Source organism: Mycobacterium sp. DL440 (assembly GCF_011745145.1).
Taxonomy (GTDB): domain Bacteria; phylum Actinomycetota; class Actinomycetes; order Mycobacteriales; family Mycobacteriaceae; genus Mycobacterium.
In genome coordinates, this window is sequence record NZ_CP050191.1 from 756984 (window position 1) to 779317 (window position 22334).

General features: G+C 65.6%; 21 protein-coding genes. 7 read left to right on the top strand and 14 right to left on the bottom strand.

The annotated features are described in order from the left end of the window. Window positions 1-4 precede the first annotated feature (4 nt). Genes HBE63_RS03785 through HBE63_RS31820 form a run of 11 tightly spaced genes read right to left on the bottom strand, consistent with a single transcriptional unit; the run spans window position 5 to window position 10254 of the window. Complete coding sequence (locus HBE63_RS03785; protein ID WP_208301405.1) at window positions 5-901, bottom strand: LLM class F420-dependent oxidoreductase; 897 nt, start codon at window positions 899-901, stop codon at window positions 5-7. 51 nt (window positions 902-952) lie between these two features. Then, on the bottom strand, window positions 953-2119 hold the full coding sequence (locus HBE63_RS03790; protein ID WP_166903390.1) for an acyl-CoA dehydrogenase family protein: 1167 nt from the start codon (window positions 2117-2119) through the stop codon (window positions 953-955). Next, window positions 2119-2709: a flavin reductase family protein gene (locus HBE63_RS03795; RefSeq protein ID WP_166903392.1), complete on the bottom strand. Its 591-nt coding sequence runs from the start codon at window positions 2707-2709 to the stop codon at window positions 2119-2121. The genes HBE63_RS03790 and HBE63_RS03795 overlap by 1 nt, the downstream gene beginning before the upstream one ends. A 22-nt stretch (window positions 2710-2731) precedes the next feature. Beyond that, window positions 2732-4222, bottom strand: coding sequence for an aldehyde dehydrogenase (locus HBE63_RS03800; RefSeq protein WP_166903394.1), 1491 nt, complete (start codon window positions 4220-4222; stop codon window positions 2732-2734). Between the two features lie 9 nt (window positions 4223-4231). After that, window positions 4232-5014 carry an enoyl-CoA hydratase/isomerase family protein gene (locus tag HBE63_RS03805; RefSeq protein WP_166903396.1) on the bottom strand — a complete coding sequence of 261 codons (783 nt, stop codon included), beginning with the start codon at window positions 5012-5014 and terminating at the stop codon, window positions 4232-4234. Beyond that, a complete protein-coding gene (locus tag HBE63_RS03810) occupies window positions 5011-6585 on the bottom strand; it encodes a class I adenylate-forming enzyme family protein (RefSeq protein WP_208301290.1) in 1575 nt (524 codons plus the stop codon). Before HBE63_RS03810 ends, HBE63_RS03805 begins: the two co-directional genes overlap by 4 nt. Window positions 6586-6601: 16 nt before the next feature. Then, on the bottom strand, window positions 6602-7123 hold the full coding sequence (locus HBE63_RS03815) for an aromatic-ring-hydroxylating dioxygenase subunit beta (protein WP_166903398.1): 522 nt from the start codon (window positions 7121-7123) through the stop codon (window positions 6602-6604). Next, complete coding sequence (locus tag HBE63_RS03820; protein WP_208301291.1) at window positions 7120-8409, bottom strand: Rieske 2Fe-2S domain-containing protein; 1290 nt, start codon at window positions 8407-8409, stop codon at window positions 7120-7122. The genes HBE63_RS03815 and HBE63_RS03820 overlap by 4 nt, the downstream gene beginning before the upstream one ends. Further along, on the bottom strand, window positions 8406-8846 hold the full coding sequence (locus HBE63_RS03825; RefSeq protein WP_036446922.1) for a Zn-ribbon domain-containing OB-fold protein: 441 nt from the start codon (window positions 8844-8846) through the stop codon (window positions 8406-8408). Before HBE63_RS03825 ends, HBE63_RS03820 begins: the two co-directional genes overlap by 4 nt. Next, on the bottom strand, window positions 8843-9997 hold the full coding sequence (locus HBE63_RS03830) for a thiolase family protein (RefSeq protein ID WP_166903399.1): 1155 nt from the start codon (window positions 9995-9997) through the stop codon (window positions 8843-8845). The genes HBE63_RS03825 and HBE63_RS03830 overlap by 4 nt, the downstream gene beginning before the upstream one ends. After that, window positions 9994-10254, bottom strand: coding sequence for a hypothetical protein (locus tag HBE63_RS31820; protein WP_166903419.1), 261 nt, complete (start codon window positions 10252-10254; stop codon window positions 9994-9996). The genes HBE63_RS03830 and HBE63_RS31820 overlap by 4 nt, the downstream gene beginning before the upstream one ends. Before the next feature lie 190 nt (window positions 10255-10444). Between HBE63_RS31820 and HBE63_RS03840 the strand changes: the two genes are divergently transcribed. The 7 genes from HBE63_RS03840 (at window position 10445) to HBE63_RS03870 (ending at window position 18032) form a co-directional block, all read left to right on the top strand. Then, on the top strand, window positions 10445-11374 hold the full coding sequence (locus HBE63_RS03840) for an alpha/beta fold hydrolase (protein ID WP_166903421.1): 930 nt from the start codon (window positions 10445-10447) through the stop codon (window positions 11372-11374). Further along, on the top strand, window positions 11371-12222 hold the full coding sequence (hpaH, locus tag HBE63_RS03845) for a 2-oxo-hept-4-ene-1,7-dioate hydratase (RefSeq protein ID WP_166903423.1): 852 nt from the start codon (window positions 11371-11373) through the stop codon (window positions 12220-12222). The genes HBE63_RS03840 and hpaH overlap by 4 nt, the downstream gene beginning before the upstream one ends. Window positions 12223-12263: 41 nt before the next feature. Further along, a complete protein-coding gene (locus tag HBE63_RS03850; protein ID WP_208301406.1) occupies window positions 12264-12980 on the top strand; it encodes an aldolase/citrate lyase family protein in 717 nt (238 codons plus the stop codon). Between the two features lie 130 nt (window positions 12981-13110). Beyond that, complete coding sequence (locus tag HBE63_RS03855) at window positions 13111-14283, top strand: acyl-CoA dehydrogenase family protein (protein ID WP_166903426.1); 1173 nt, start codon at window positions 13111-13113, stop codon at window positions 14281-14283. Window positions 14284-14304: 21 nt separating this feature from the next. Beyond that, complete coding sequence (locus HBE63_RS03860) at window positions 14305-15327, top strand: acyl-CoA dehydrogenase family protein (protein ID WP_166903428.1); 1023 nt, start codon at window positions 14305-14307, stop codon at window positions 15325-15327. Then, entirely contained in the window at window positions 15324-16475 is a 1152-nt protein-coding gene (locus HBE63_RS03865; protein WP_166903430.1) for an acetyl-CoA acetyltransferase, read from the top strand. The genes HBE63_RS03860 and HBE63_RS03865 overlap by 4 nt, the downstream gene beginning before the upstream one ends. Continuing rightward, complete coding sequence (locus HBE63_RS03870) at window positions 16476-18032, top strand: class I adenylate-forming enzyme family protein (RefSeq protein ID WP_166903432.1); 1557 nt, start codon at window positions 16476-16478, stop codon at window positions 18030-18032. 252 nt (window positions 18033-18284) lie between these two features. On the opposite strand, the gene HBE63_RS03875 is transcribed toward HBE63_RS03870, so the two are convergent. The 3 genes from HBE63_RS03875 to HBE63_RS03885 all read right to left on the bottom strand — a co-directional run bounded on the left by HBE63_RS03875 (window position 18285) and on the right by HBE63_RS03885 (window position 22272). Then, on the bottom strand, window positions 18285-19130 hold the full coding sequence (locus tag HBE63_RS03875) for a patatin-like phospholipase family protein (protein WP_166903434.1): 846 nt from the start codon (window positions 19128-19130) through the stop codon (window positions 18285-18287). Then, window positions 19123-21102 (bottom strand): NAD(P)/FAD-dependent oxidoreductase, encoded by a 1980-nt coding sequence (locus HBE63_RS03880; RefSeq protein WP_208301292.1) that lies wholly within the window; start codon window positions 21100-21102, stop codon window positions 19123-19125. Before HBE63_RS03880 ends, HBE63_RS03875 begins: the two co-directional genes overlap by 8 nt. Before the next feature lie 270 nt (window positions 21103-21372). Beyond that, the gene (locus HBE63_RS03885; protein WP_166903438.1) at window positions 21373-22272 is read right to left on the bottom strand and encodes a LysR family transcriptional regulator; all 900 of its coding nucleotides are present in this window, start codon (window positions 22270-22272) and stop codon (window positions 21373-21375) included. Window positions 22273-22334 lie beyond the last annotated feature (62 nt).

Here is a 22334-nt window from a genome sequence, read left to right on the forward strand (position 1 = left end):
CCTCTCAGCGGTCGATCAGCTGCGATGCCAGCACGTCGATATCGGTGCGGAAGTCGCTGAAACTCCGGCTGGACGGCTCGATGGTGATCCAGGTGACGCCCGCCTCGGCGTAGGCGTCCAGCTTGGGCTGCACGGCGTTTGTGAACGCGGTGCAGTCGCCGCTGGCGAGCAGGTCTGCCTCGAACGGCACGAACGACACGTCGGCCGGGCCACGGTCGAGCTCGGCCCGCCGCTTGTTCACCGCTCCGATCCACTCGGCCAGTGTGGCGATGTCTTCCAGTGGTCGAGCCCGGGTGATGGCGGCCATCTCGCCCGACGCAGCCATCGGCATCCAGCCGTCGGCCACCTCGATGGCCCGGCGCTGTGCGGCGGCGCTGTTGCCGCCGATCCAGATCGGGGGGCCACCGTTCGTCAGTGGTGGCGGAAGCGCGATGTGTCCGCTCACCCCGAATTCCGGACCGTCGTGGTCGACGCCGGCCCAGGTCGACCGCCACGCCGCGATCGCCTCGTCCAGCAGTGCGCCGCGACGACCGAAATCGGCTCCCAGCGCCTCGAATTCGGACTTCAGGTAGCCGGCACCGGTGCCCAGGGTGAAACGGCCTCCTGACAGCAGGTCCAGACTCGCGGCTCCCTTGGCCGTCAAGTACGGGCTGCGGTAACCCGACACCAGGATGTAGGTCATCACCCGGATGCGGGTGGTCGCGGCAGCGGCGAAACTCAACGATACGAGCGGGTCGAACGCGTGGTGGCCACCGTGGGCCAACCACTCCTTGTCGGGGTAGGGGTGCTCCGACATTGCGAATCCGTCGAAGCCGGCCTCTTCGACCAGCCGCGCGATATCGCCGATCGCGGCGCCCTCGGACCACCGATTCCAATGCTTGACCGCCCGCATTGGGAACATCAGGTTGTAACGCACGTGACCCCTATCACCGACAATTAGCGAACTATATAACTATCTCAGCAATGATCTGGCAATGACCTCGCGCTGAACTTCTGTGGCACCCTCACCGAGCCGCTTGACCCGCAGGTCCCGGAACCACCGTTCCAGCGGCAGCTCTGCGGAAATACCCAGCGCGCCATGGAGTTGGATGCACCGATCCAGCACTTTGTAGGCCGCCTCGGTGCCGTACATCTTGGCCACCGACGCGTCCACCCGGACGTTGCGGCCCAGGTCGGCGTTCCAGGCTGCCTGGTACATCAGGAGCCGGGCGGCGCGCAGCTCCACTTCACTGTCCACCAGCATCCACTGCACGCCCTGCTTATCGGCCAGCCGGCCGCCGAACACGTCGCGGTCCTTGGCCCACTGGCAGGCCAGGTCCAGTGCACTCTGAGCGATCCCGATCGGCCCGGCGGCGTAGATGATCCTGCCGTGGATGAGGAAGTCACTCGCCAGTGAAAAGCCCTGTCCCTCTGCGCCGATCAGCTGATCGCCCGGCAGCCGCACGTTGTCGAAGTGCAGTTCGTACGGGGCGAAGGAGGCCATCACCGGGATACGACTGAATGTGACGCCGGGGGTGTCCTTCTCCAGGATGAACGCCGAGATCCCCTGGCGACCTTCACCGGTGCGGGCGTACACCACCCCCCAGTCGGCGCCGGGTGCGTGTGAGATCCACATCTTGGACCCGTTGAGCAGATAACCGTCACCGTCCCGCGTGGCCTTGAGCTTGATCGCCCGCGCCGGATCGGAGCCGCCGGAGGCTTCGGTGATAGCGGTGTACGCCTTGGACATCGTGCCATCGATGATCGGCTTGGCATACTTCTCGAACTGTTCGGTCGAGGCCTTGAACATGATGTTGGGTGGGTTGCCTCCGAACGCGCCGAGCGCCGGGAAGAACGCTCCCATCCGGCATTTCGCCGCCTCCTCGGCAACCACAACCTGGCCGAGCACGCTCAGCCCGGCGCCGCCGTACTCTGCGGGAGTCTGGAGTGCCCACAGTCCGAGCTCACGCGCTTTCGCCTGCAGCTCGACCAGCTGCTCGCGGGGCAGCCCCACAGTGTCGTGGTCGAGTTTCTCCTCGAGTGGATGCACGTGTGCGTCCATGAACCGCCGCACGGTATCGCGCAGCATCACCAACTCGTCGGGCAGCTCCCACGCCCCGCTGGACTGTTCGTCGGCCATCAGGCTCGAGCCGCGGCGGCCGCCCGCAGGTCCCGTGCGCTCTGTAGTTGCGGCTCGTGATTGGCTTCGTACTGCTCGATCCATTCGTGTGGCAGCTTGCCCCACGCCTCGCCGATGCGGAGCCGCTGCTCGGTGCTGAACACCTCGGCGGCCACCACGTCACCGACGAAGATGGTGTTCTCGTCGTTGTCGAGCGAGCCGGTGATGCGGCACTCGACGTAGCTGTGCGCGTCGAGCAGGATCGGCGCCCCGGTGACCCCGGCCTTGGTGCGCAGCTTGGCGATCTTGTCGCCATCGCGGCCCGAGCTGCCGCCCAGCGTCATCAGGATGTCCATCGAGGCGTCGATCTCCTCCGGGCCGGCCGACAGCATGTGCATCACGAAAATGCCTGAGTTGACCAACATGTCGTGCGTCCGGTTGTACTTGGTCAGGCTGACTGTGGCGCGGGGCAGCTCGGGGACGATGCTGGCCGAGCCTGCCGACAGCGACATCAGGCCGTTCGCGAAGCCGTTGTCGATGGTGGTGATCGCCACCGGGAAGGGTCGTAGGCCGGCCAGTACCTTGTCGGCGGCCGGGAGGTCGATTGTCATGTGTCTCTCCTTTGTTGATTCGCTACCCGAGGGTGAACGGGTCGCGGGTTGCCCCGGACAGCTCCACCCACACCGCTTTGGTTTCGGTGAAGTCCTTGACGGCATCGATACCGTTCTCCCGGCCGATACCGCTGTGGCCGACGCCGCCGAACGGAACATGCGGTGCGACAACGCGATAGGCGTTGACCCACACCGTCCCGGCCCGAAGTTTGGCGGCAACGCGGTGGGCCCGGTGGACGTCCTTGGTCCATACCGATGCGGCTAACCCGAACTCGGTGGCATTGGCCGATGCAACGGCCTCGTCCTCGTCGGCGAACGTCATGACCGCCAGCACGGGGCCGAAGATCTCTTCGGCGACAGCCCGCATCGACGGGTCGACGCCGGTCAGCACCGTCGGTTTGACGAAGAAGCCACCCAGTTCACCGGCCGGCTCGCCACCGTAGGCGACGGTGGCGCCCTCCTCGCGAGCAGACGCGAAGTGCGACAACACTTTCTCGTATTGCGGCTGATTCGACACCGGCCCCATCTCGGTCGCCGGATCTTTCGGATCGCCGAGTTTGATGGTGGCCGCGCGAGCGACGATGCGCTGGACCAACGCGTCGGCGACGCTTTCGTGGACCAGCAATCGCGACCCGGCCAGGCAGGTCTGCCCGGTGGCAGCGAACACGCCGGCGATCACGCCGTTGGCCGCGGCGTCAAGGTCCGCATCTCCGAAGACCACCTGCGCTGACTTGCCGCCGAGCTCCAGGGTGAACCGGGTCATGTTCTCGACCGCGGCCTTGCCAACGCGGATCCCGGTGTCCGTCGACCCGGTGAACGCGACCTTGTCGACACCTGGATGCGAGGCCAGCGCGGCCCCGGTCTGTGGGCCCCAACCGGTGACGACATTGATCACCCCCGGCGGAAAACCGGCCTCAGCGAACAGCTTTGCGAACGCCAGCGTGGAGGTAGGGGTGTGGTCGCTGGGTTTGACCACGAAGGTGCAGCCCGCGGCGAGACCGGCTGCCAGCTTCCAGGTCAACAGCAGCAGGGGCGAGTTCCACGGGGTGATCGCCCCGACGACGCCGACCGGTTCGTGCCGGGTATAGACGAGATAGTTGGGCTTATCGGTGGGTACCACATCGCCCTGCAGCTTGTCGGCCAGCCCCGCGTAATAGAAGTAGTAATCCGGCAGCGCCCGCATCTGTCCGACCATCTCGCGGGTCAGCTTGCCGCCGTCGCGCACCTCCAGCTCGGCCAGCTGCTCGGCGTCACGAGCGATGAGCTCGCCGAGGCGCCATAGCAGCTTGCCGCGCGCGGTCGCGGTGAGCGCACCCCAGGGCCCGTCCAGCGCGGCACGGGCCGCGGCCACCGCGCGGTCGACGTCGGCGGCATCCCCGTCGGGGACCCGGGCCCACGGTTGCCCGGTGAACGGGTCCACGCTCTCGTAAGTGGCCCCCGACGCGGCGGTCGTGGACTCGCCCCCGATCACCAGGTCAAACTCGACCAATTGCTGGGTGCTGATGTCAGCCATGCACGCTCCTCATCGAGTTCGCGGCTTCTTCTTGTTGTTGAGCGAATCGGGGACGGCGCCGGCATTGCCCAAGTCGGTGTAGAACTTGCCGTGCCGTGCAGCGATCGTCGGAGGCAGGTCCCGCGCCTCCCACATGGCGCGCACCGTTCCCTGGATGCCGGCGGGCCGTCGCGCGGCGATCTCGGTGGCCAATTCGGCTGCCCGCGACCGGAGTTGGTCGTCGGGGACGATCTCGGTGACAATGCCGATCCGCAGTGCGGTCTGAGCTGTCATCCGTTCCTCGCTGCCCAGTAGGGCCCAGCGCATCACCTCGCCATAGGGCACGCCGAGGGGAAGCATCCCCATCGGCTCCAGTGCAGAGACGATGCCCGCGTTGGCGTGAGGGTCGAAGAACGTGGTGGTCTCGGCGCAGATCGAGAAGTCACATTCGTTGACGAAGTACATCGCACCGCCGGCGACGATGCCGTGCAGTGCGGCGATCACCGGCTTCCACACCTTGTGCGCCTTCGGTCCCAGCAGCTCGCCCGGATCCTCCTGGTTGAAGACGGACTTGTGTTTCCACCAAGTCCCCTGGGCGACGTCGATGCCGGTGCAGAAGGCGCGCTCACCGTTGGCTTGTAGCACTGCGACGTGGATGTCGTCGTCGTCGCGGACCCGGGCCCACACCGTGGCGAGATCGGCAGCCATCTGTTCGGTGAAGCTGTTCAACTTCTCGGGACGGTTGAGCGCCACGGTGGCGACGTGGTCGCCCACGTGAAACTCGATGGTGCTCAGGCTGGTCGTGTCGGTCACAGCTGCTCCTTTGTCGATCCGATGGATGCGGGCATCATCGCACCTCCATCGCCGACGTGGTTTACCTGGTTAGCGATCTCGCGTTTGAGGATCTTTCCGGCAGGGCCCAGCGGGAACTCACTCCAGAACAGGAACCGACGCGGCTGCTTGTAGCCGGCCAGCTCGGCGCGACACAGCGTGGCCAGTTCTGTGCTGAGCGCGTCCCGGTCGGTGACATCCGATTTGGGGATGACCACCGCGACCGGCGTCTCACCCCACTCCGGGTCGGGAGCTCCGACCACTGCCACCAGGTCGACGCCTGGGTGGTGCGCAATGACCCGTTCGATCTCGGCGGGATACACGTTGAAGCCACCGGAGATGATCATGTCGGTCTTGCGGCCGGTGATGTGCAGATAGCCGTCCTCGTCGAGATAGCCGAGGTCGCCGCTGCGCAGCCCGTCTGGCCGGAACGTCTCGGCGGTCTGCTCGGGCCGGTTCCAGTACCCGACGGCGTTGGCGGGACTCGCGATCACGATCTCGCCGACTTCGCCGGTGGCGGCGTCGTCGCCGTCCGAGCCGACGATCCGGATCACGCACATCGGTGTTTCCCGACCGCAGGAAGTGGCGATCGACGTCCGGCCCGCGACGATATCGCGATGATCCTGCGGGGTGAGGATGGTGGCCTGCCCGCCGCATTCGGTCAGCCCGTAGCGCTGCTGCAGATCGCAGCCGAGCAGGTCCATCGCCTTGCGGGCCAGTCCAGGCGGCACGGGTGCCGAGCCGTAGGAGATCCGTCGCAGGCTGGACATGTCCCGCGGCGGCCCGTCCTCCAGGATGGCCAGGGCGCGGTGCAGCATGGTCGGGATGAAGGTGGTGAACGTAATTTTGCTGCGTTCGATCTCGTCGATCACGGCTTGCGGGTCGAAACGCTGGTGGATCACCATGGTCTGGCCGAGATACAGCCATGACACGGTGCGCACCATTCCGCCTGCGGTGAAGAACGGCGTGGTCGCCAGCATGATGTCCGAGCGATTGGCCTCGGTCACCAGATTGGTGTCGGCGGCCTGGTAGAGCAGTGCGCGATGGGTGTGCATCACCCCTTTTGCGCGGCCGGTGGTGCCGCTGGTGTAGAGGATCACGGCGACGTCATCTGGTGAGACATCAACCTGGAGGGCACTGGGATCCGCTGCGGCCAAGGCCGATTCGTACTCGGGTCCGATGGTCAGGACCTGGCTGAGGCCGGATAGTTCGTCAAGGAACTTGTCGCAGTGGTCGGCGTGGATGATCACCCCCCGCGCGCCGGAATCGTCGCGGACGTGGGCGACCTCGTCGGGGGCGAGCCGGATGTTCACCGGAACGGCGACCAATCCCGCCTTGGCCAGGCCGAACGAGATTTCCGGCCATTCAATGCAGTTGCGGGCGATCACCATCACCCGGTCCCCGGGCGTCAGCCCCCGAGTGGTCAGGTGGTTGGCGAGCCGCCGGGCCCGTTCGTCGACCTGGGACCAGGTGTGTACTCGGTCGGCGTCGACGAGCGCGGTCTTGTCTGGGTAGCGGCGGGCGTTGTTGGCCGCGATGTCTCCGATGAGCATCAGATCAGGAAGTCCTTCAAATCAGGAATGCCAGGGTCTCGACCGGACCACCGGCGTCGATCAGGTTGACGATCTTGCGGATCAGCCATGGTCCGTCGGGTGAGCGGCGAACGGTGTGAGTTACCCGTCCGGCCCAGAAGCGTTGCCGAATACGGTATTCAAACAGGGCGAAATTGGATTCGATCGTGATGATGTCGCGGTCATCTTCGATGACCTCGGAGTTGGACAACATTCGTCGCAGCACCGACGGCGGCGTCTGGGAGTGCCGGTTGCCGGTGTTGAGTTGAGCTACCCGACTCTTGATCCGCCGCCGGTTGTCGTTGATATAGGCCAGCGTGGTCCGCGGATTGTCGTCGGGGTGCATGGGGACGCGGTACTCGACCCGGTCGTCGTCATCGGCCCACAGCGCTTCCCACTCCGAGTAGCGGCCTTCGTCGGCCAGCCGGGCCTCGAGGTAGAGAAACGACAGGATCTCGTCGTCCGGAATCGGCCGCAGGACGGGGCGGACCCGGGGCGAAGTGTCAGCGGTCACGGTCATGCCTCCCCGCCGACGACGGCCGCCCACCGGGAGTAGAACCCGCGTTGTGGCGTCTCGGCGCTCTTGTCCCGGTTGATGATTCCGGTTTCGTCGGTAATGTCGTCACTCACGCCGCGAGCCAGTATCAGCCATTCCGGCAGTTCCGCGGCAAGCCCGGCTTGGTTGCGCATCCCGATCTCACCGTCATCGGCGATGAGGAAGCCCGCCGGGCCCATCGCACCTTCAGATCGGCGCAGTGTGCGTTCGTTGAGGCCATCCTGGCCCGGAATCAGTACCGCGGTGGTGTAGGCGATGGTCCGGTCGGGAGCCTGCGGCTCGACGAACATGACATTCATCTCGGCCAGGAACAGGTTCGGCCAGATCAACGTGTGCGGCGGGCCGACCACCAGAGCGTCGTGTGCCTGCTCGGGACCGTAGGCGCCTTCCAGGGCCTCCACGTAGCCGGCGAGCTTGGCGCGGGGGATCCGCCCATACCAGACGAATTCCTCATCGAGCTTGCGGTATTCGTCGCTGTAGTCGATCTCTGAGTGCCCGTTGCCGAGATCGCGCACCAGCACGTCGACCTTGGTGGGGACATGTGACACCTTGGCCGGCTTGATCGCGTCATACACCGAGGCGTGTGTGAACAGGGCATGGTAGCCGTCAACGTTGTTCTCCACCACCATCTTCCAGTTGGCGTGGTGCAGATGCTTCATCCAATTGGCGCGCAGGTCGATCTTGCGTGTGGGAGACAGGTTCAGGAGGCGGTCGATGGCGCGGGTGGCGTTGCCGAGGTGTTCGAGTAGCGACGGCCCATCGGGGGCGAGCGACGCGAAGACGAACCCGCCGTAGTCGTCCACCCGCGGCGCCTGCGCCAGGCCCAATTCGGCGCGCAGCTCGCGGTAGGTGTCACCGTAGCCCTCACGCATCGGAACACCTTGCAGTGCACCGGTATTGCTGAAAGTCCAGCCGTGGTATGGGCACCGGAACGAGTTGGCGTTGCCGATCTCGGCGTTGCACAGCTTGTTGGCACGGTGGGTGCAGCGGTTGAGTAGCACCCTGACGACGCCGTCCTTGCCGCGCACCACCACGACGGGGTCATGGCCGATGAATCGCGTGAGGTAGTCACCTGGCTCGCTGACCTCGCTCTCGTGGGCCACATAGACCCAGCCGGTCTTGAAGATGGTCTCCATCTCGCGCCGGAAGATGTCAGCGGAGGTGTAAACCGAGCCGTGCACGCGATCGGAATGGACGATTCTGCTGACGTCGAAATCGTCGACTTCAGGAGCGGATTCGAGAGTTGTCACTGGTCCTCCAGGGTGTCGATGGCTGGTATCGCGACGTCGCCGAGGCGGCGGAAGCCGATGCTCACCGCGGTACCGATACCCGGTGCGGTGTCCGTGGGCTGCACGGTCGTCATCACCAGGCGGTGCCCGCTGTCCAGTTCGGTGTCGACGATCGGGTAGGGGATCTGCGCGCGAACCAATCCGGGCTCGCGCCGGTGCATGAGGGTCGCGGAGTGTACTGTCCCGCGTAATTCAACTGCGCACCAATTTGTTTCGGCATCGCCGCAGCGGTCGCATATTTCCTGATCGAGTTCGAGGGGCTGAGCGCAGCCTGCGCAGAACGGCAGCACGAGCTCGCCACGATGGGCGGCCTCGTAGAGCGGCGCCAGCGAATCCCCGTCGACGGTAGGCGCAAGGGTGTTGTCCAGCAGCCAATCCTGCGTCGTCACGGTGGTCATGCCGCCCGCTCCAGCACCAGCGCGGCGTGGTGGTCCAGTCGACCACCGATGCCGCCGACCAGGGCGACGGCGGCGTTCGGTACCTGGCGTTTGCCTCCGGCGCCGCGCAATTGGATGACCGCCTCGGCCAGCGGGGTCATGCCCTGCAGATAGAAGCCGGACAGCTGACCGCCGCCGGTATTGGTGGGCAGGGTCCCGCCAGGGCCGGTCTGGCCGTCACGCACGAAGTCGCCTGCCGGTACTGCGCCGGTGAGACGGTATTCGTCGAGCAGCAGCAGCGTCACGATCGAGAACGGATCGTAGAGTTCGGCGATATCGAGGTCTGAACGGCTCATACCGGCCTGATGGAGTGCGTCGTCCACCGCACTACGGCCGCCTCCGAACCACGACTCTGCTCCCGCGCGTCGTCGGCGCACCGGATGCTGGCGGCCGGTGCCCCGCACCCGGAGCCGGGCCGGGCCTGTCGAAGGCTGATTGGTCAGCAGCACAGCGACTGCCCCGTTCACCGGTCGGGCGCAGTCGAGCAGCCGCAGTGGCTCGGCGATCATCGGGCTGGCGTCGTAGCCGGCCTCGTCGAGGGGTTCGCGGTTGACGGCATCCGGGTTGTCGCGCGCCCAGCGTCGCGCCGTAACAGCAACGGAGCGTAGCGCGGCAGGGTCGGTGCTCGTCGTGTGCAGCCACCGCTGCGCCAACAACGCGTACGTCGGTACCGAGCCGAGCAGTCCGGAGGCGCGTTCCAATCCGCGGACCCCGGCGTTGCCGCCGCTCTGCGCATACGTGGAACCGGCGCCCTTGCCTGCGACCAGCGGTGCATCAGCGAAGACACAGAGCACGGTAGATGCTTCTCCAGTGGCGATCGCATGGCGAGCGCGTTGGATCATTGCAATGGTGGTGGCGCCCTTGATCTCGACGTGTTCGAGCAGTCGCAGATCCCGGAAGCCACCTGCGGCGGCGAAACCGACACCGAGCCGGTCTGGGCGTACACCCTGTGAGGAACCGACGAGGAGCCCGTCAACGTCGGCGCGATCGATTTGAGCGTCGATCAGCGCGGCGGTGCTCGCCTCGGTGGCCAACCGTAACGGTGTGGCGCCGGGCCGCAGCGACATCGCCGTCATCCCCAGGCCGATCAGATCCACCTCGGACGGGCTCATGACTGCCCCCGAGGCCGACGCGCGCCTTGTCCAGGTTCAGACCGGTAGTTGCCGACGCGCAGCCAAGTTTCGCGATCCTCCGCGGTGGCTTGCGTGAAACTCGCGAGTTCCAGCGGACATAGGTAAACGTGCTCGCCGCTCTCCAAGTCTTCTACCAGCAGGCGTGGGCCGTTGCCATTGACATCCAGCGACACCCGCACGGCCGCGAACTCATTCACCAACTCGACGAGCTCGCGACGTCCGGCAGAAGTGTTCACCTGCCCAGTTTTACCGCATACGACTGTCAGAAGCAATGCAATGGGTGCCGTCGATGGGAGATGCAGCACGGGCCGGAGTGACCGGTTTCAGTGGTTATCTACCGGGGAACATGGCACCATTGACGGGTGAGCGGGGGGCCGAGACAATAAGTTGACATGATTGTCAGAAGGACGATGAGGAAGGGTTGAGATGACCCAAGCGCAGGCGCCGCACACCGCGGCCGACGGGAACGCCGGGCAGGATGCCGACAACTACCGCAGCATCTGGATGTATCTGAAGGAACTCGAGTTCCGTCAGGGCTTCGTCGACGTCCCGGTCAATGGCGCCGTCGTGCGAACGCGGTACGCCGAGGCCGGCGCTGGATCGGATAAGCCACACGCGATCCTGCTGCACGGCACCGGCGGGCACTGGGAGACGTTCGCGCCCAACCTCGCCGCGTTGAGCAAGCATTTCCATTGCGTGGCCATCGACATGGTGGGCAACGGTTTCTCCGACAAGCCGGACTATGACTACGAGATCGCGGTATACGTCGAGCATGTGCTCGGGGTGATGAACCATTTCGGAATGGCGTCGGCCAGCTTCGTGGCGATGTCGCTGGGCGCATTCGTCGCCTCCGCCGTATCGGTGGGCCACCCCGACCGGGTGGACAAGGTGATCCTGATGTCGCCGGCGGGCCGGGAAGCCTCGGCCTCGAACATGGCGCGTATTCGTGCCGAACGCACCAAGGCGGTCAACGAGCCGACCTGGGAGTCGCTGCACGCCGTGTTCGCCCACCTGATCGCCGACGAGGCCAATCGGCTTCCGGACCTGATCGGTTTGCGCCAGTCGATCTACCGGCGTGAGGACACTCGCAACACCATCGATCGGCTGTTGATCCTGCAGGACGAGAAGGTGCGCAATCGCAACCTCATCCCGGACGACAAATGGCGCGGCATCACCGTACCCGTGATGATCGTCGCGTCCGGTAAGGATCACGGCGTGTACCAGGACACCGCGCGCACCATCGCGGAGCTGATTCCGAATTCCGAGGTGTTCGAGATGCCGTCGGTTCGGCACTGGCCACATTTCGAGGATCCCGAAGCGTTCAACACCGCTGCGGTCGAGTTCCTGACCAGATGACCAGACCCGATCCCGCTGCGCTCGACGATATCGCTCGTCGGCTGTATGAGGCCGAGCAGAATCGGACGCCGATCCGGCAGCTGTCGCTGGACTATCCCGACATGACCATCGAGGACGCTTACGCCGTGCAGCGGGCGCTGGTAGCGCGCAAAGTCGCCGACGGCCGAAAGGTGAAGGGCCGCAAGATCGGTCTGACCTCCAAGGTGATGCAGCGGGCGGTGTCGATCGACGAGCCCGACTACGGTGCGCTGTTCGACGACATGTTCTTCGAGGACGGTGGACACGTGCCGCTCGGCCGATTCATCCGACCACGGGTCGAGGTCGAGTTGGCTTTCGTGCTCGGCGAGACGCTGCAAGGTCCGGATGTCACGTTGTTCGACGTGCTGCGCGCCACCGAGTTCGTCACCCCCGCGCTGGAAATCCTCGATGCAAGAGTGCAGATGTCGGATCCCGAGACTGGCCACCTGCGTACCATCGTCGACACCATTGCCGACAACGCCGCCGATGCGGGTCTGGTGCTGGGCGGGCGGGTGTTCCGGCCGTTGGACGTCGACCTGCGCTGGGTGTCGGCGCTGCTGCTGCGCAACGGCACCATCGAGGAGTCCGGGGTGGCTGCCGCGGTACTGAACCATCCAGGCAACGGCGTCGCATGGTTGGCGAACCGTCTGGCTCCGCATGGTGTTTCGTTACAGCGCGGCGAGGTGATCCTGTCCGGATCGTTCACCAAGCCGGTGTTCGCCGAACCGGGCGATACCTTCGTTGCCGACTACGGGCCGCTGGGCACTGTGTCGGTGTTGTTCGACCGGAGCTGCGCCGGCGGCGATACCGAGCCGGGTGAGGCCTCGTGAATCGGTGGGTGCAACGAATCGGGGCAGGGCCACGGTTCGGCATGTGGCTGGCCTCCGGCAGTGGTTACGTCGCCGAGATCTGCGCGGGGTCGGGCATCGACTGGATGCTGCTGGACCAGGAACACGCCCCCAACGACTTGCGGACCACGCTGGACCAATTACAGGTGCTGGCGGGTTATCCCGACGTTGACGTGCTGGTCCGTCCACCGTCCGCCGACCCCGTCGCCATCAAGCGGCTGCTCGACGTCGGTGCGCAGAACATCATGGTGCCGATGATCGACAATGCCGAGCAGGCCAGCGGGGCGGTGGCGGCCACCCGCTACCCGCCCGCCGGTATCCGCGGTGTCGGCAGCGCACTGGCGCGCGCCTCCCGGTGGAACCGGATATCGGACTACCTGTCCACGGCGGACGCATCGGTGTCGCTGACCGTTCAGGTGGAAACGGTGGCGGGGCTGGAACAGCTGGGCGACATCGCCGAAGTCGACGGGGTGGACGCGGTATTCATCGGACCCGCCGACCTGGCCGCGTCGATGGGCAAGCTCGGCCAGCCCGAGCACCCGGATGTAGTGAGCGTGATCGAGGACGCGCTGGCCACGATCGTGGCACACGGGAAGTGCGCCGGGGTGAACGCATTCAACGAGAAAATCGCCCGACGGTATGTCGCCGTCGGAGCGGATTTCGTTCTGGTGGGAGCCGACGTGGCGCTGTTGGCCCGAGGTGCCGAGCAGCTGGCCGACCGGTATCGCCAGTCGTCGTGAAAGATCATTATCTGACTATGTCGTCACGATCTGTACGGAGGAATGGTGGGCTACAACTGGCATATATCGCGTCACCCTATCGCCGCAGAGATGTTGGTTCTGACGATAATGTCACCTATAATCGCTAACCATGGACCTGAACTTCACCCCTGATCAGATCGAGTTTCGTGATCAGGTCCGCACCTGGCTCGACGAGAACAAGCCGACCGAACCTCGCCCCCGCGACGACTCGGGCATCCGCGATTACGATCTGGCCTGGCAGCGCACCCAATGGGAGGGCGGTTGGGCGGGAATCGCCTGGCCGACCGAATACGGTGGTAAGGGCTTGACCCTGCTGCAGCAGCTCATCTGGTACGAGGAGTACGCCGCCAGGGGATTTCCCGGTATCGACGCCTGCTTCGTCGGACTCTCGCATGCCGGACCAACCTTGATCACCCGGGCCACCGACGAACAGAAGTCGTTCCATCTTCCGAAAATCCTTCGGGGCGAAGTGCTCTGGTGTCAGGGCTTCTCCGAGCCGGACGCCGGGTCGGATCTGGCCGCACTCCGCACCAGGGCAGTGATCGATGGTGACCATCTGGTGGTCTCCGGGCAGAAGTTGTGGACGAGCTTCGCCACGATCTCCGACTACCAGGAACTCTTGGTACGCACCGACAACACCGGCAGCAAGCACAAGGGCATTACCTGGGTCATCTGCGATATGAAGACGCCAGGGATCGACATCCGCCCGATCGAGACGATCGAGGGCAGTGCGGAATTCTGCGAGGTCTTCTACGACGACGTCCGGATCCCACTGTCCAACGTGGTCGGCGACGTCGGTGCGGGCTGGTCCGTCGCGATGGCCACGTTGTCGTTCGAGCGGGGTACCGCCTTCACCGCCAACCAGGTTCGGCTGGCCAAGATCATCGAAGACCTCATCGACTATGCGCGCGATCACGTCGGCCCCGACGGTCGCAGACCCGCGATCGCCGACGACGAGATCGCGCGGCGGTTGGCGCATGCGCGGGCGTCGGTGGCCTCGCTACGGGCGCTGACCTACACCAACATCTGCGAGGCGTTGAAGACCGAAACTCCTGGACCCCGCGGCTCCATCGTCAAGCTGATGTATGCCGAGTTGGCCAAGCAGATCGGCAAATTGGCGATGGATGTCATTGGCCCAGCCTCCAGCCGCCATTCCTCGCGATGGGACGTCGACGGGTGGGTGGGGTACTACTACTACAGCTTCTCCCAGGCCATCGGCGGCGGCACTTCGGAGATCCAGCGCAATATCGTGGGCGAGCGGGTGTTGGGGCTGCCCCGATGAACGATCAGTCAGGAGGCGGGCGTGGACCTGTTACCAGGAGCTGAACAGCTCGAAATCGTGGCAGCGGCAGGGGAGTTCCTCGCCGAACGGATGCCCGTCGAACGCATCCGTGCCGACCGGTACGCGGAAACATCAGTGCCCGAGCAACTCTGGCGCGAGGGCGCAGAGATGGGTCTGCTCACTCTCGGACTCGACGAGGAGTTCGGTGGGTCTGGCCGGCCATTTGACGACGAGGTGCTGTTGTTCGTCGAGCTCGGTAAGCGCCTCGCACCCGGCCCGTTCCTCGCCTGCACGTTGGCTGCCCGGGTGGCCGCGCGCTGCGGGGACGTGGAGTTGGCGACCCAGATCGGGGAAGGGCGCGCCCTGGTGGCGCTCGCCGTGCTGCGTGGCGACGGTGAAGTCCGGCCCATCAAAGGCACCTTCGACGTGTTCGAACCAGCCGGTGCCTCCCACGCACTCGTGGTTGCCCGCAGCGGGGCTGCACTCATCGGCATCGAGTCGCTCGGCGAACTGACGCCGCTCGTGGCCGCCGACCCCGGCACCCGAATCGCCACCGCCACCGTCGAATCGGCCGAGCCTCGGTACTGGCTGCCCGCCGACGACGAGTGGATCTGGGGGCGGGCCATGGTGCTGACGGCGGCGGTCCTCGCCGGCCTGGCTGCCGCGGCGGGCGCCTCGGCGACCGAACATGCCAAGACACGCGAGCAGTTCGGTAAGCCGATCGGTGTGCATCAGGCCATCAAACACGCCTGCGTCGATATGGAGATCGCCGCCGAGGCCGCACAGGCGCAGACGTTCTTCGCTGCGATCGCGCTGGCCGACGGCCGTGCCGATGCGCTCTTGCAGGTGCTCTCGGCAGTGACTGTCGCCGGCTCGGCGGCTGTCGACAACGCCGCTGCCGGCATCCAGGTGTTCGGCGGTATGGGCTACACCTTCGAGAACGACATGCACCTGTATCTGAAACGTGCGCACGTGTTCCGGCATCTGTTTGCCGAGCCCACCGAGGTGCTGGCCGAGTTGCTGGTGCAGGATCGCGCCCAGTGAGTCGCGGTGTCGCGGTCGCCGGGGTCGCGCTGTCCGACGTCGGTCGGGTCGACGACAAGAGCCCCTATGAGCTGATCGCGCAGGCCAGTCGGCGGGCACTGGCTGATGCCGGCCTGACACCCGCCGATGTCGACGGGCTTGCCTCCACCGGGCAGGGCACGCTGCCGCCGGTCGATGTCGGTGAGTACCTCGGTCTGCGGCCCAGATGGATCGACTCGACTGCCGTCGGTGGTGCGGCGTGGGAGGTGATGGCCGCACACGCCACAGATGCCATTGCCGCCGGACATGCTGACGTGGTCCTGCTCACCTACGGGTCCACCGCGCGCTCAGATCTTCGAAAAGGATTGCGGGGAGCCAACATCAACTGGGGCGCGCGTGGGCCGCTGCAGTGGGAGGCGCCCTACGGGCACACGTTGGTCTCCAAGTACGCGATGGCGGCGCGTCGGCACATGCACACCTACGGCACCACCATCGAGCAGCTGGCCGAGGTCGCGGCTTCGGCACGATTCAACGCCGCGGACAATCCCGAGGCGTACTACCGCGACCCGATCACTGTCGAGGATGTACTGTCTGGGCCGATGATCGCCGACCCGTTCACCAAGCTGCACTGCTGTATCCGCAGTGACGGCGGGGCGGCCGCCGTGCTGGTCAGTGCCGACCGTGCGAAAGATCTTAAAAGTAAACCTGTTTGGGTGCTGGGAACGGGTGAGACCACATCGCACATGCTCACTTCACAGTGGGACGACCTCACTGTCGGCCCAGCCGCGGTCAGCGGGCCCCTGGCCTTCGCACGTGCCGGGGTGTCACCGTCCGACGTCGACGTGGCTGAACTCTACGACGCGTTCACCTACATGTTGTTGCTCACGTTGGAAGACCTCGGCTTCTGTCCGAAGGGGGAGGGCGGCGCATTCGTGGAGACGGGCGCCCTGCGGCTGGGCGGCGCACTGCCCACCAACACCGACGGCGGCGGGCTCTCGGCGTGCCACCCGGGGCAACGCGGACTGTTCCTGCTGGTCGAGGCGGTACGCCAGCTGCGCGGGGAATGCGGGCCGCGCCAGGTGCCCGACGCTAAGCTCGCCTGCGTCAGCGGTACGGGCGGCTGGTTCTGTTCCAGTGGCACCGTGATTCTCGGCGCCGAGGAACCGTAGATGGCTGAATACCGCGCCGACACTACGGTTTATGACGGAATTTCACCGATTTTCGTCATAAACCGTAGTTTCGCGAGTACGCGGGAGCTGTTGGACGCCGCGGCTCTGGCCCACGGTGATCGGGAAGCGTATGTGGAGCCGGGCGCGCGGGTCACCTTCGCCGAGTGGATAGGCCGCGCACGTAGTGTCGCCGCGCAGTTCGCCGATCTCGGAGTCGGCAAGGGTGACGTGGTCACCTTCTGGCTGCCGTCGGGTATCGACTATGCGACGTGTTACGCCGCCGCGGCCATGATCGGCGCGATCACCACCGGACTCAACCCGCGGCTGGGGCGTCGCGAGATCGAATCGATTGTGCAGCAGGCGGACCCTGCACTGATCGTTGCCGATGGACGACTGGGCGAGTTGCCGACCGCCGGACGCCGCGTGCTGCGGCAGGACGCTCTGTCGACCGATTCCGCCGCGGTCGCGCCACCGGCCGAACTGACCCGACGCGATCCCGTGGCGCTGATCTTCACCAGCGGCACCACCGGAACGCCCAAGGGCGCGGTGTACGACGGCGATCGGCTGGCGGCCGGCGCCGCATCGGCCGGGGTGATGAGCGCTCCCTACGACCGGCGGCTCACCTCGACCCCGTTCGCGCACGCCGGCTACATGTTCAAGCTCTGGGATCAGCTGGTCTGGGGCACCACGCTGGTGATCCCACCCGCGCCGTGGTCGGCTCAGGGCATGTTCGACGTGCTGCGCGACGAGCGGATCACCGTCGCGGGCGCCGTGCCGACCCAGTGGGCCAAGCTGCTCGACGTCGACGGGGTAAGCCCACAGGCATTGCCGCACTTGCGGATCGGAGTGGTGGCGACTGCACCGGCACCTCCCGATCTGGTGCGTCGAGTTGCCGAACGGATCGGCGTCCCGCTGGTGGTGCGGTATGCGATGACCGAATGCCCGACCATCAGCGGCACCGCACCCGAGGACACACCCGAGGTGCAGTTCCGCACCGTCGGCCGGTCGGCGGCAGGGATGGACGTACGTGTCGGACCCGACGGTGTCGTGGAGGTCAGCGGTCCGTGCGTGATGCGCGGCTACTGGCGCAATCTGGAACTCACCGCCGAGACGCTGCGTGACGGCTGGCTGCGCACCGGCGACATCGGGGTGCTCGGTGAAGATGGCAACCTCATCCTGGTGGGACGGCGCGGCGACATGTACATCCGCGGTGGCTACAACGTGCATCCCGGTGAGGTGGAGCGGACCCTCGCTGATCACTCAGAGGTCAAACAGGCCGCGGTTATAGGCCGGCCGGCACCGATCATCGGTGAGATCGGGGTCGCCGTCGTGGTCCCGCAAGACCCCGCCATCCCGCCGACGCTGGCCGAGCTACGCGCGCATGTGGCGGCCGAGCTGGCCGACTACAAGGCCCCCGACGAACTGCTCGTCGTCGACGAGCTGCCTCTGACGGCGATGCTGAAGCCCGACCGGGCTGCGCTGCGGGTGCTGATCACGCTGCACGACAAACTCATCCAGCGCCCAGTGCCGACGACGTCTGTTGGCGTGCGGCGGTAGGGACGCCGCGCCCCGACCGGGGCACCTGGGACGCTTGGGCTTTCGATCGGGTTCGTGGTTCGCCCACAGAGCGCCGTCAAAGATGGCGTGAAATTCTTCTCGGGTGAGCGGTAGATCGGCCAGGACGAATTCGTTGGTGAGAACGGATGCGATGTGGGCCGGCGCGCCGGGATCGCCGGTGCGGATGTCCTCGCCGCGCTTGCGCGCATCGAAGCCAGGGTCGTGTTGATGTAGCCATACGATCCTCTTTCCCTAAAATTGTTGTAGTGCCGAGCCAACTTTGGTGGCCTCGGCCGCACCCTGGAGTCGTCCCGCTGCTGCGGCCGGTCCGCGTCGAGTGGGGTCGAAGACGTTGGGTCCGATCGCCTCTGTGGTGTGTTCGTCGGGGACGATGAGGATGACATCGATCCCGGCGGCCGCGAGATCCGCGACCTCCGAACGGGTTCCGCGCATGCCGGGCAATCCGTCCGCCGCGGGCGCGATGACGACGACACGGTCGTAGTCCGCACCGAGGGCGGCGTTGGTGGGTGAACAGGAGCCGCCGTCGATCCATGTTCTGCCTAGTGCGGTGACCACGGGCCACAGGCCTGGTACGGCGCCGCTGGCGGCGGCGGCGGTCACGATCGGCACCCCGGAATCCTTGTCGAACAGGTGCAGGGCTCCGGTCTCGGCGTCGAGGGCGGTCATCTGCAGGGGGCCGGCGGGCCAGTCCTCCGACGGTAGGCGTGCGGCCACGACCGCGGCTCTGGCCTCAGCGGAGACCGTCGTGGCAGCCACCGCCATCCGGCCCAAACTGCGGGCCATCCGCACGGGATCGTCCTTGCCTTCGGCGATGGCCTCCAGGTAGGCGGCGATGCAATCCTCGGACATGGTGGCGGCAATCTCAGTGACGTCGTCGTCGAACTGGGCGTCGAAGTATTTTTCGACGACACCGGCGGCGAGATAGGCCCCGACGAACGAGCCTGCGGAGGACCCGATGATCGCGTCGGCGCCGGCGAGGTCCACACCTTTGTCTGCCAACCCCAGTAAAATCCCGGTCTCCCAGGCAATTCCGGTGACGCCGCCGCCGCCGAGGATGACGGCCGAGCGCTCACTCATGCGCCGACGCGTGCTGTAACGGCTGCGCTGGTGCCCCGGCACGCAGGACGAATGCCGATTCGTCGGGGCGCTGGTTCATGTCCCAGTATTCGATGGCGGTGAAGGGGCTGGGCACGATGATGCGGCCGGATTGGTTGCGGTAGTAGGTGTCGGCGCCGAGTTCGTGGGTCCAGATCAAGTCTTCCATCAGCTCGTCGATCCGGTCGTTGTGCGCATCGTGCGCCTGCTCGGTGACCTCGATTGAGGTGGCGCCGCGTTCCACCATGAGTTGCAGGCATTCGAAGGCATAGTGGTCGACGGTTTCGGCCATGAAGTTATGCCCGGCTCCGCCGGTGGCGACCCCGGTGTTGGGCCCGTCGTTGACAAACAGGTTGGGGAAGCCTGGCACGGTGCCGCCCAGGTAGCTGCGGGGGTTGTTGTCAGCCCACACCTGATTGAGGGTGACTCCGTTGCGGCCGATGATGTCGATGGGGGAGAGCCAGTCCAGTGTCATTCCGGTCGCCCAGATGATGACGTCGAGTTCGTGAAGGGTGCCGTCGGCGGTGACGATCCCTTCAGGGACGACCCTGGCCAGGCCTGAGGTCACGAGGTCGACGTGGGGCTGGGCCAGCGCGTAGTAGTAGCCGCCCGGCTCGAAGCTGCCGGGGTCGCGGATCGGTCGCTTGGCGCCGAATGCGAAGTCCGGGGTGAGCTTGCGGGCAAGCTCGGAACCCTCACCGAAGGTGCCGTTGATGGACGCCAGGGCAATCTGCATGACCATGTCGTTCTCGGCGGAGACCGACAGAGAGTGGGTCTTGGTCCAGTCTTCGTCGACCTTGCACATGTCGTAGCTGATGACGTTCATCTGCCAGAACGTCAGGAACCGGGACCAGTGTTGATAGTAGGGGAGGTGTCGGCGCAGCCAGCGCTCGCCGTCGGCGACCACGCCATTGTCTTCAAGCAGGTTGGGCATCACCCAGTGGGCTTGGCGCTGAAACACCGTGAGGTGCTCGAATTGGTCGGCGAGGGACGCGATGACCTGGATTCCGGCGGCGCCGACGCCGATGACGGCGCCCCGCTTGCCGGCGAGGTCGATATCGCGCCAGCGGACGGTGTGCACCGAGGTACCGGCGAAAGTCTCCCGTCCTGGCACATTGGGGTACTTGGGTCGGCAGAGAAGGCCGGCGCCGGTGATCACCGCGCCCGCCCGGACCGTGCGGGCGGTGTTCTCGACGGTGTCTTGGATGGTGAGTTCCCAGACCTGCTCGGCGTCGAGCCATTCCATTCGGGACACCTTGGAGTTGAAGTGCAGCCGATCGGTGAGTTCGTATTTCTTGGCGAGCCCGGTCAGGTAGCTCTGGTACTCCTCACCGATCGGGTAGTGCCTGCTCCAGTCCGGGGTCATCTCATAGGACAGCGAGTAGTAGACGGACGGAGTATCGACCGCGACCCCGGGATAGGTCTGCGACCACCACAGCCCACCGATGTCCGCCTCCATCTCGAACACCTCGTAGTCGAAGCCGCGGTCGGTGGCCTTGACGGCGGCGTCCAGGCCGGTCATCCCGGCCCCGATGATCGCGAGGTTCAGCGTCGCCGGTGGTGTCGTGCTGGGCGGGATCGCCCGCTGATCCGGCAGGAAGCCGGATTGCTCCAGGTACATCGGGAGTAGCTTTGGGTCGAAGTGGGTGCCGACCGCGAGGTCGGCCATGCGGGAGACCAGCTCCAGGTCGGTGGCCCCGAGGTAGGGGCTCTGATCTCGCTTGGTCAACGCCGCACACAGGATGTCGGTGAGTTCGGCGTGCGCCTGCAGCGTCGCGGGCTCTACTGGGGCCTCGACCGGCCCCAGGATGTACCCTCGCGGAAGTCCGACCTTGTCGGCGAACCGGTCCAGCAAGGAACGGTCACCGGTCACGTGAACGGCGCACACCAGCAACAATGTTGTGTCCACACCCGGGAGATGTGCGCGCAGTTCAGCTTCCGCGACTACGGACATCGGCACATTGTGGGTGAATCGAGAACGCAGATTTCCCTCACGCATGGTCAGCTCCTTCACCGAGCAGATTGGATCGCCGCTGACAAACGGCAACCGCCACCACAGCCGACAGTCGCCGAGCTCAAATTGGCGGAACTTCTGACCCAGGCGAGCGGCTCCGCGGATTGTGGCGATCGATTACGACCCTAATTGGCGGTAAGGGCCGCGTCTACGACCAGTAGTGGGATGAATTAATGCTCGTTGTGTCGCAATCCGGGGTTGGGTGCGGGTTCATCGATCGATGGGAACAGCGAATCTCGATCGGGCAGCGGCCAGAATGGGGCCGAGATCGTCGGGGGCGTCCCGATCGACGCGCCATGCGAGGTACGTCGTAGCTTTGGGAAAGGTGGCTGGCAGCGGTCTGATAATCACGCCTTCGCCGGCGAGGTAGCGATGCCATGGCGAGCGGGGGTTGGCGACGGTGAGGCAACAGGCGTCGCCTCGGGCCACAAGTGTCGGGAGGCCGCCGATGATAGCCGTTGTCAGGTGGACAACGTCGGTGACAGCGTCGAGGTACTCCTTCAAGTGGGTTCCGAACGGTTCGACGCTTTGTTGGACGAGCAGGCGCAGTTCGGTGAGATGCTCGGGCCGCACTTCGGTCAGTCTGGCGTACTCTGGCCGGTCGGGCAGGGCAATACCGGCCTGCTCCAACAGAATTGGGATGTAGTCCAGTCGCGCGTCGTCGACCAGTCGGTTGATCATTCCGAGTGCCAGTCGGCCGTTGAGGAGCTGATCTAGCTGAGGGAGCGAGTCCAGCGGATCGAGGCGAATCAGCGCGTCGGGTTCGACCTGTCTGATCACGTCGTCAACGACCGCATCGATCAGCTCTCCCGGAATCGACCGCATGCCCACCCGGAACTCGGGCCGGCCGAGTACCCGGTGGTGCATCTCCCGCTTGAGCCTGTCAACGTCGGCCAGTGTCCGTTCGGCGTGCGGTATCAACGCCTCACCGAGGGCGGTGAGTTCGACCTTGCGAGTGCCGCGCACGAACAGTGGCCCGCCGAGCTCTGCCTCTAGTTGCTGGATGCTGCGGCTCAGCGGCGACGCGGCCATCATCAATCGCTCAGCCGCGCGGGTGTAGTTCAGCGTTTCGGCGACGGCAAGGAAGTAGCGCAGGTGGCGAAGATCCATGAAGCGATTGTGACACCAGGCGCAGTAATCGAACTTTTCAGCTGGACGTTTTGCAGATTTGG

What these genes read in the sequence shown, in the direction of transcription:
- HBE63_RS03785 (WP_208301405.1), bottom strand. Translation starts at nt 901, where the DNA reads ATGTTCCCAATGCGGGCGGTCAAGCATTGGAATCGGTGGTCCGAGGGC.
- HBE63_RS03790 (WP_166903390.1), bottom strand. Translation starts at nt 2,119, where the DNA reads ATGGCCGACGAACAGTCCAGCGGGGCGTGGGAGCTGCCCGACGAGTTG.
- HBE63_RS03795 (WP_166903392.1), bottom strand. Translation starts at nt 2,709, where the DNA reads ATGACAATCGACCTCCCGGCCGCCGACAAGGTACTGGCCGGCCTACGA.
- HBE63_RS03800 (WP_166903394.1), bottom strand. Translation starts at nt 4,222, where the DNA reads ATGGCTGACATCAGCACCCAGCAATTGGTCGAGTTTGACCTGGTGATC.
- HBE63_RS03810 (WP_208301290.1), bottom strand. Translation starts at nt 6,585, where the DNA reads ATGCTCATCGGAGACATCGCGGCCAACAACGCCCGCCGCTACCCAGAC.
- HBE63_RS03815 (WP_166903398.1), bottom strand. Translation starts at nt 7,123, where the DNA reads ATGACCGTGACCGCTGACACTTCGCCCCGGGTCCGCCCCGTCCTGCGG.
- HBE63_RS03825 (WP_036446922.1), bottom strand. Translation starts at nt 8,846, where the DNA reads ATGACCACCGTGACGACGCAGGATTGGCTGCTGGACAACACCCTTGCG.
- HBE63_RS03830 (WP_166903399.1), bottom strand. Translation starts at nt 9,997, where the DNA reads ATGAGCCCGTCCGAGGTGGATCTGATCGGCCTGGGGATGACGGCGATG.
- HBE63_RS03840 (WP_166903421.1), top strand. Translation starts at nt 10,445, where the DNA reads ATGACCCAAGCGCAGGCGCCGCACACCGCGGCCGACGGGAACGCCGGG.
- hpaH (WP_166903423.1), top strand. Translation starts at nt 11,371, where the DNA reads ATGACCAGACCCGATCCCGCTGCGCTCGACGATATCGCTCGTCGGCTG.
- HBE63_RS03850 (WP_208301406.1), top strand. Translation starts at nt 12,264, where the DNA reads ATGTGGCTGGCCTCCGGCAGTGGTTACGTCGCCGAGATCTGCGCGGGG.
- HBE63_RS03855 (WP_166903426.1), top strand. Translation starts at nt 13,111, where the DNA reads ATGGACCTGAACTTCACCCCTGATCAGATCGAGTTTCGTGATCAGGTC.
- HBE63_RS03870 (WP_166903432.1), top strand. Translation starts at nt 16,476, where the DNA reads ATGGCTGAATACCGCGCCGACACTACGGTTTATGACGGAATTTCACCG.
- HBE63_RS03875 (WP_166903434.1), bottom strand. Translation starts at nt 19,130, where the DNA reads ATGAGTGAGCGCTCGGCCGTCATCCTCGGCGGCGGCGGCGTCACCGGA.
- HBE63_RS03880 (WP_208301292.1), bottom strand. Translation starts at nt 21,102, where the DNA reads ATGTCCGTAGTCGCGGAAGCTGAACTGCGCGCACATCTCCCGGGTGTG.
- HBE63_RS03885 (WP_166903438.1), bottom strand. Translation starts at nt 22,272, where the DNA reads ATGGATCTTCGCCACCTGCGCTACTTCCTTGCCGTCGCCGAAACGCTG.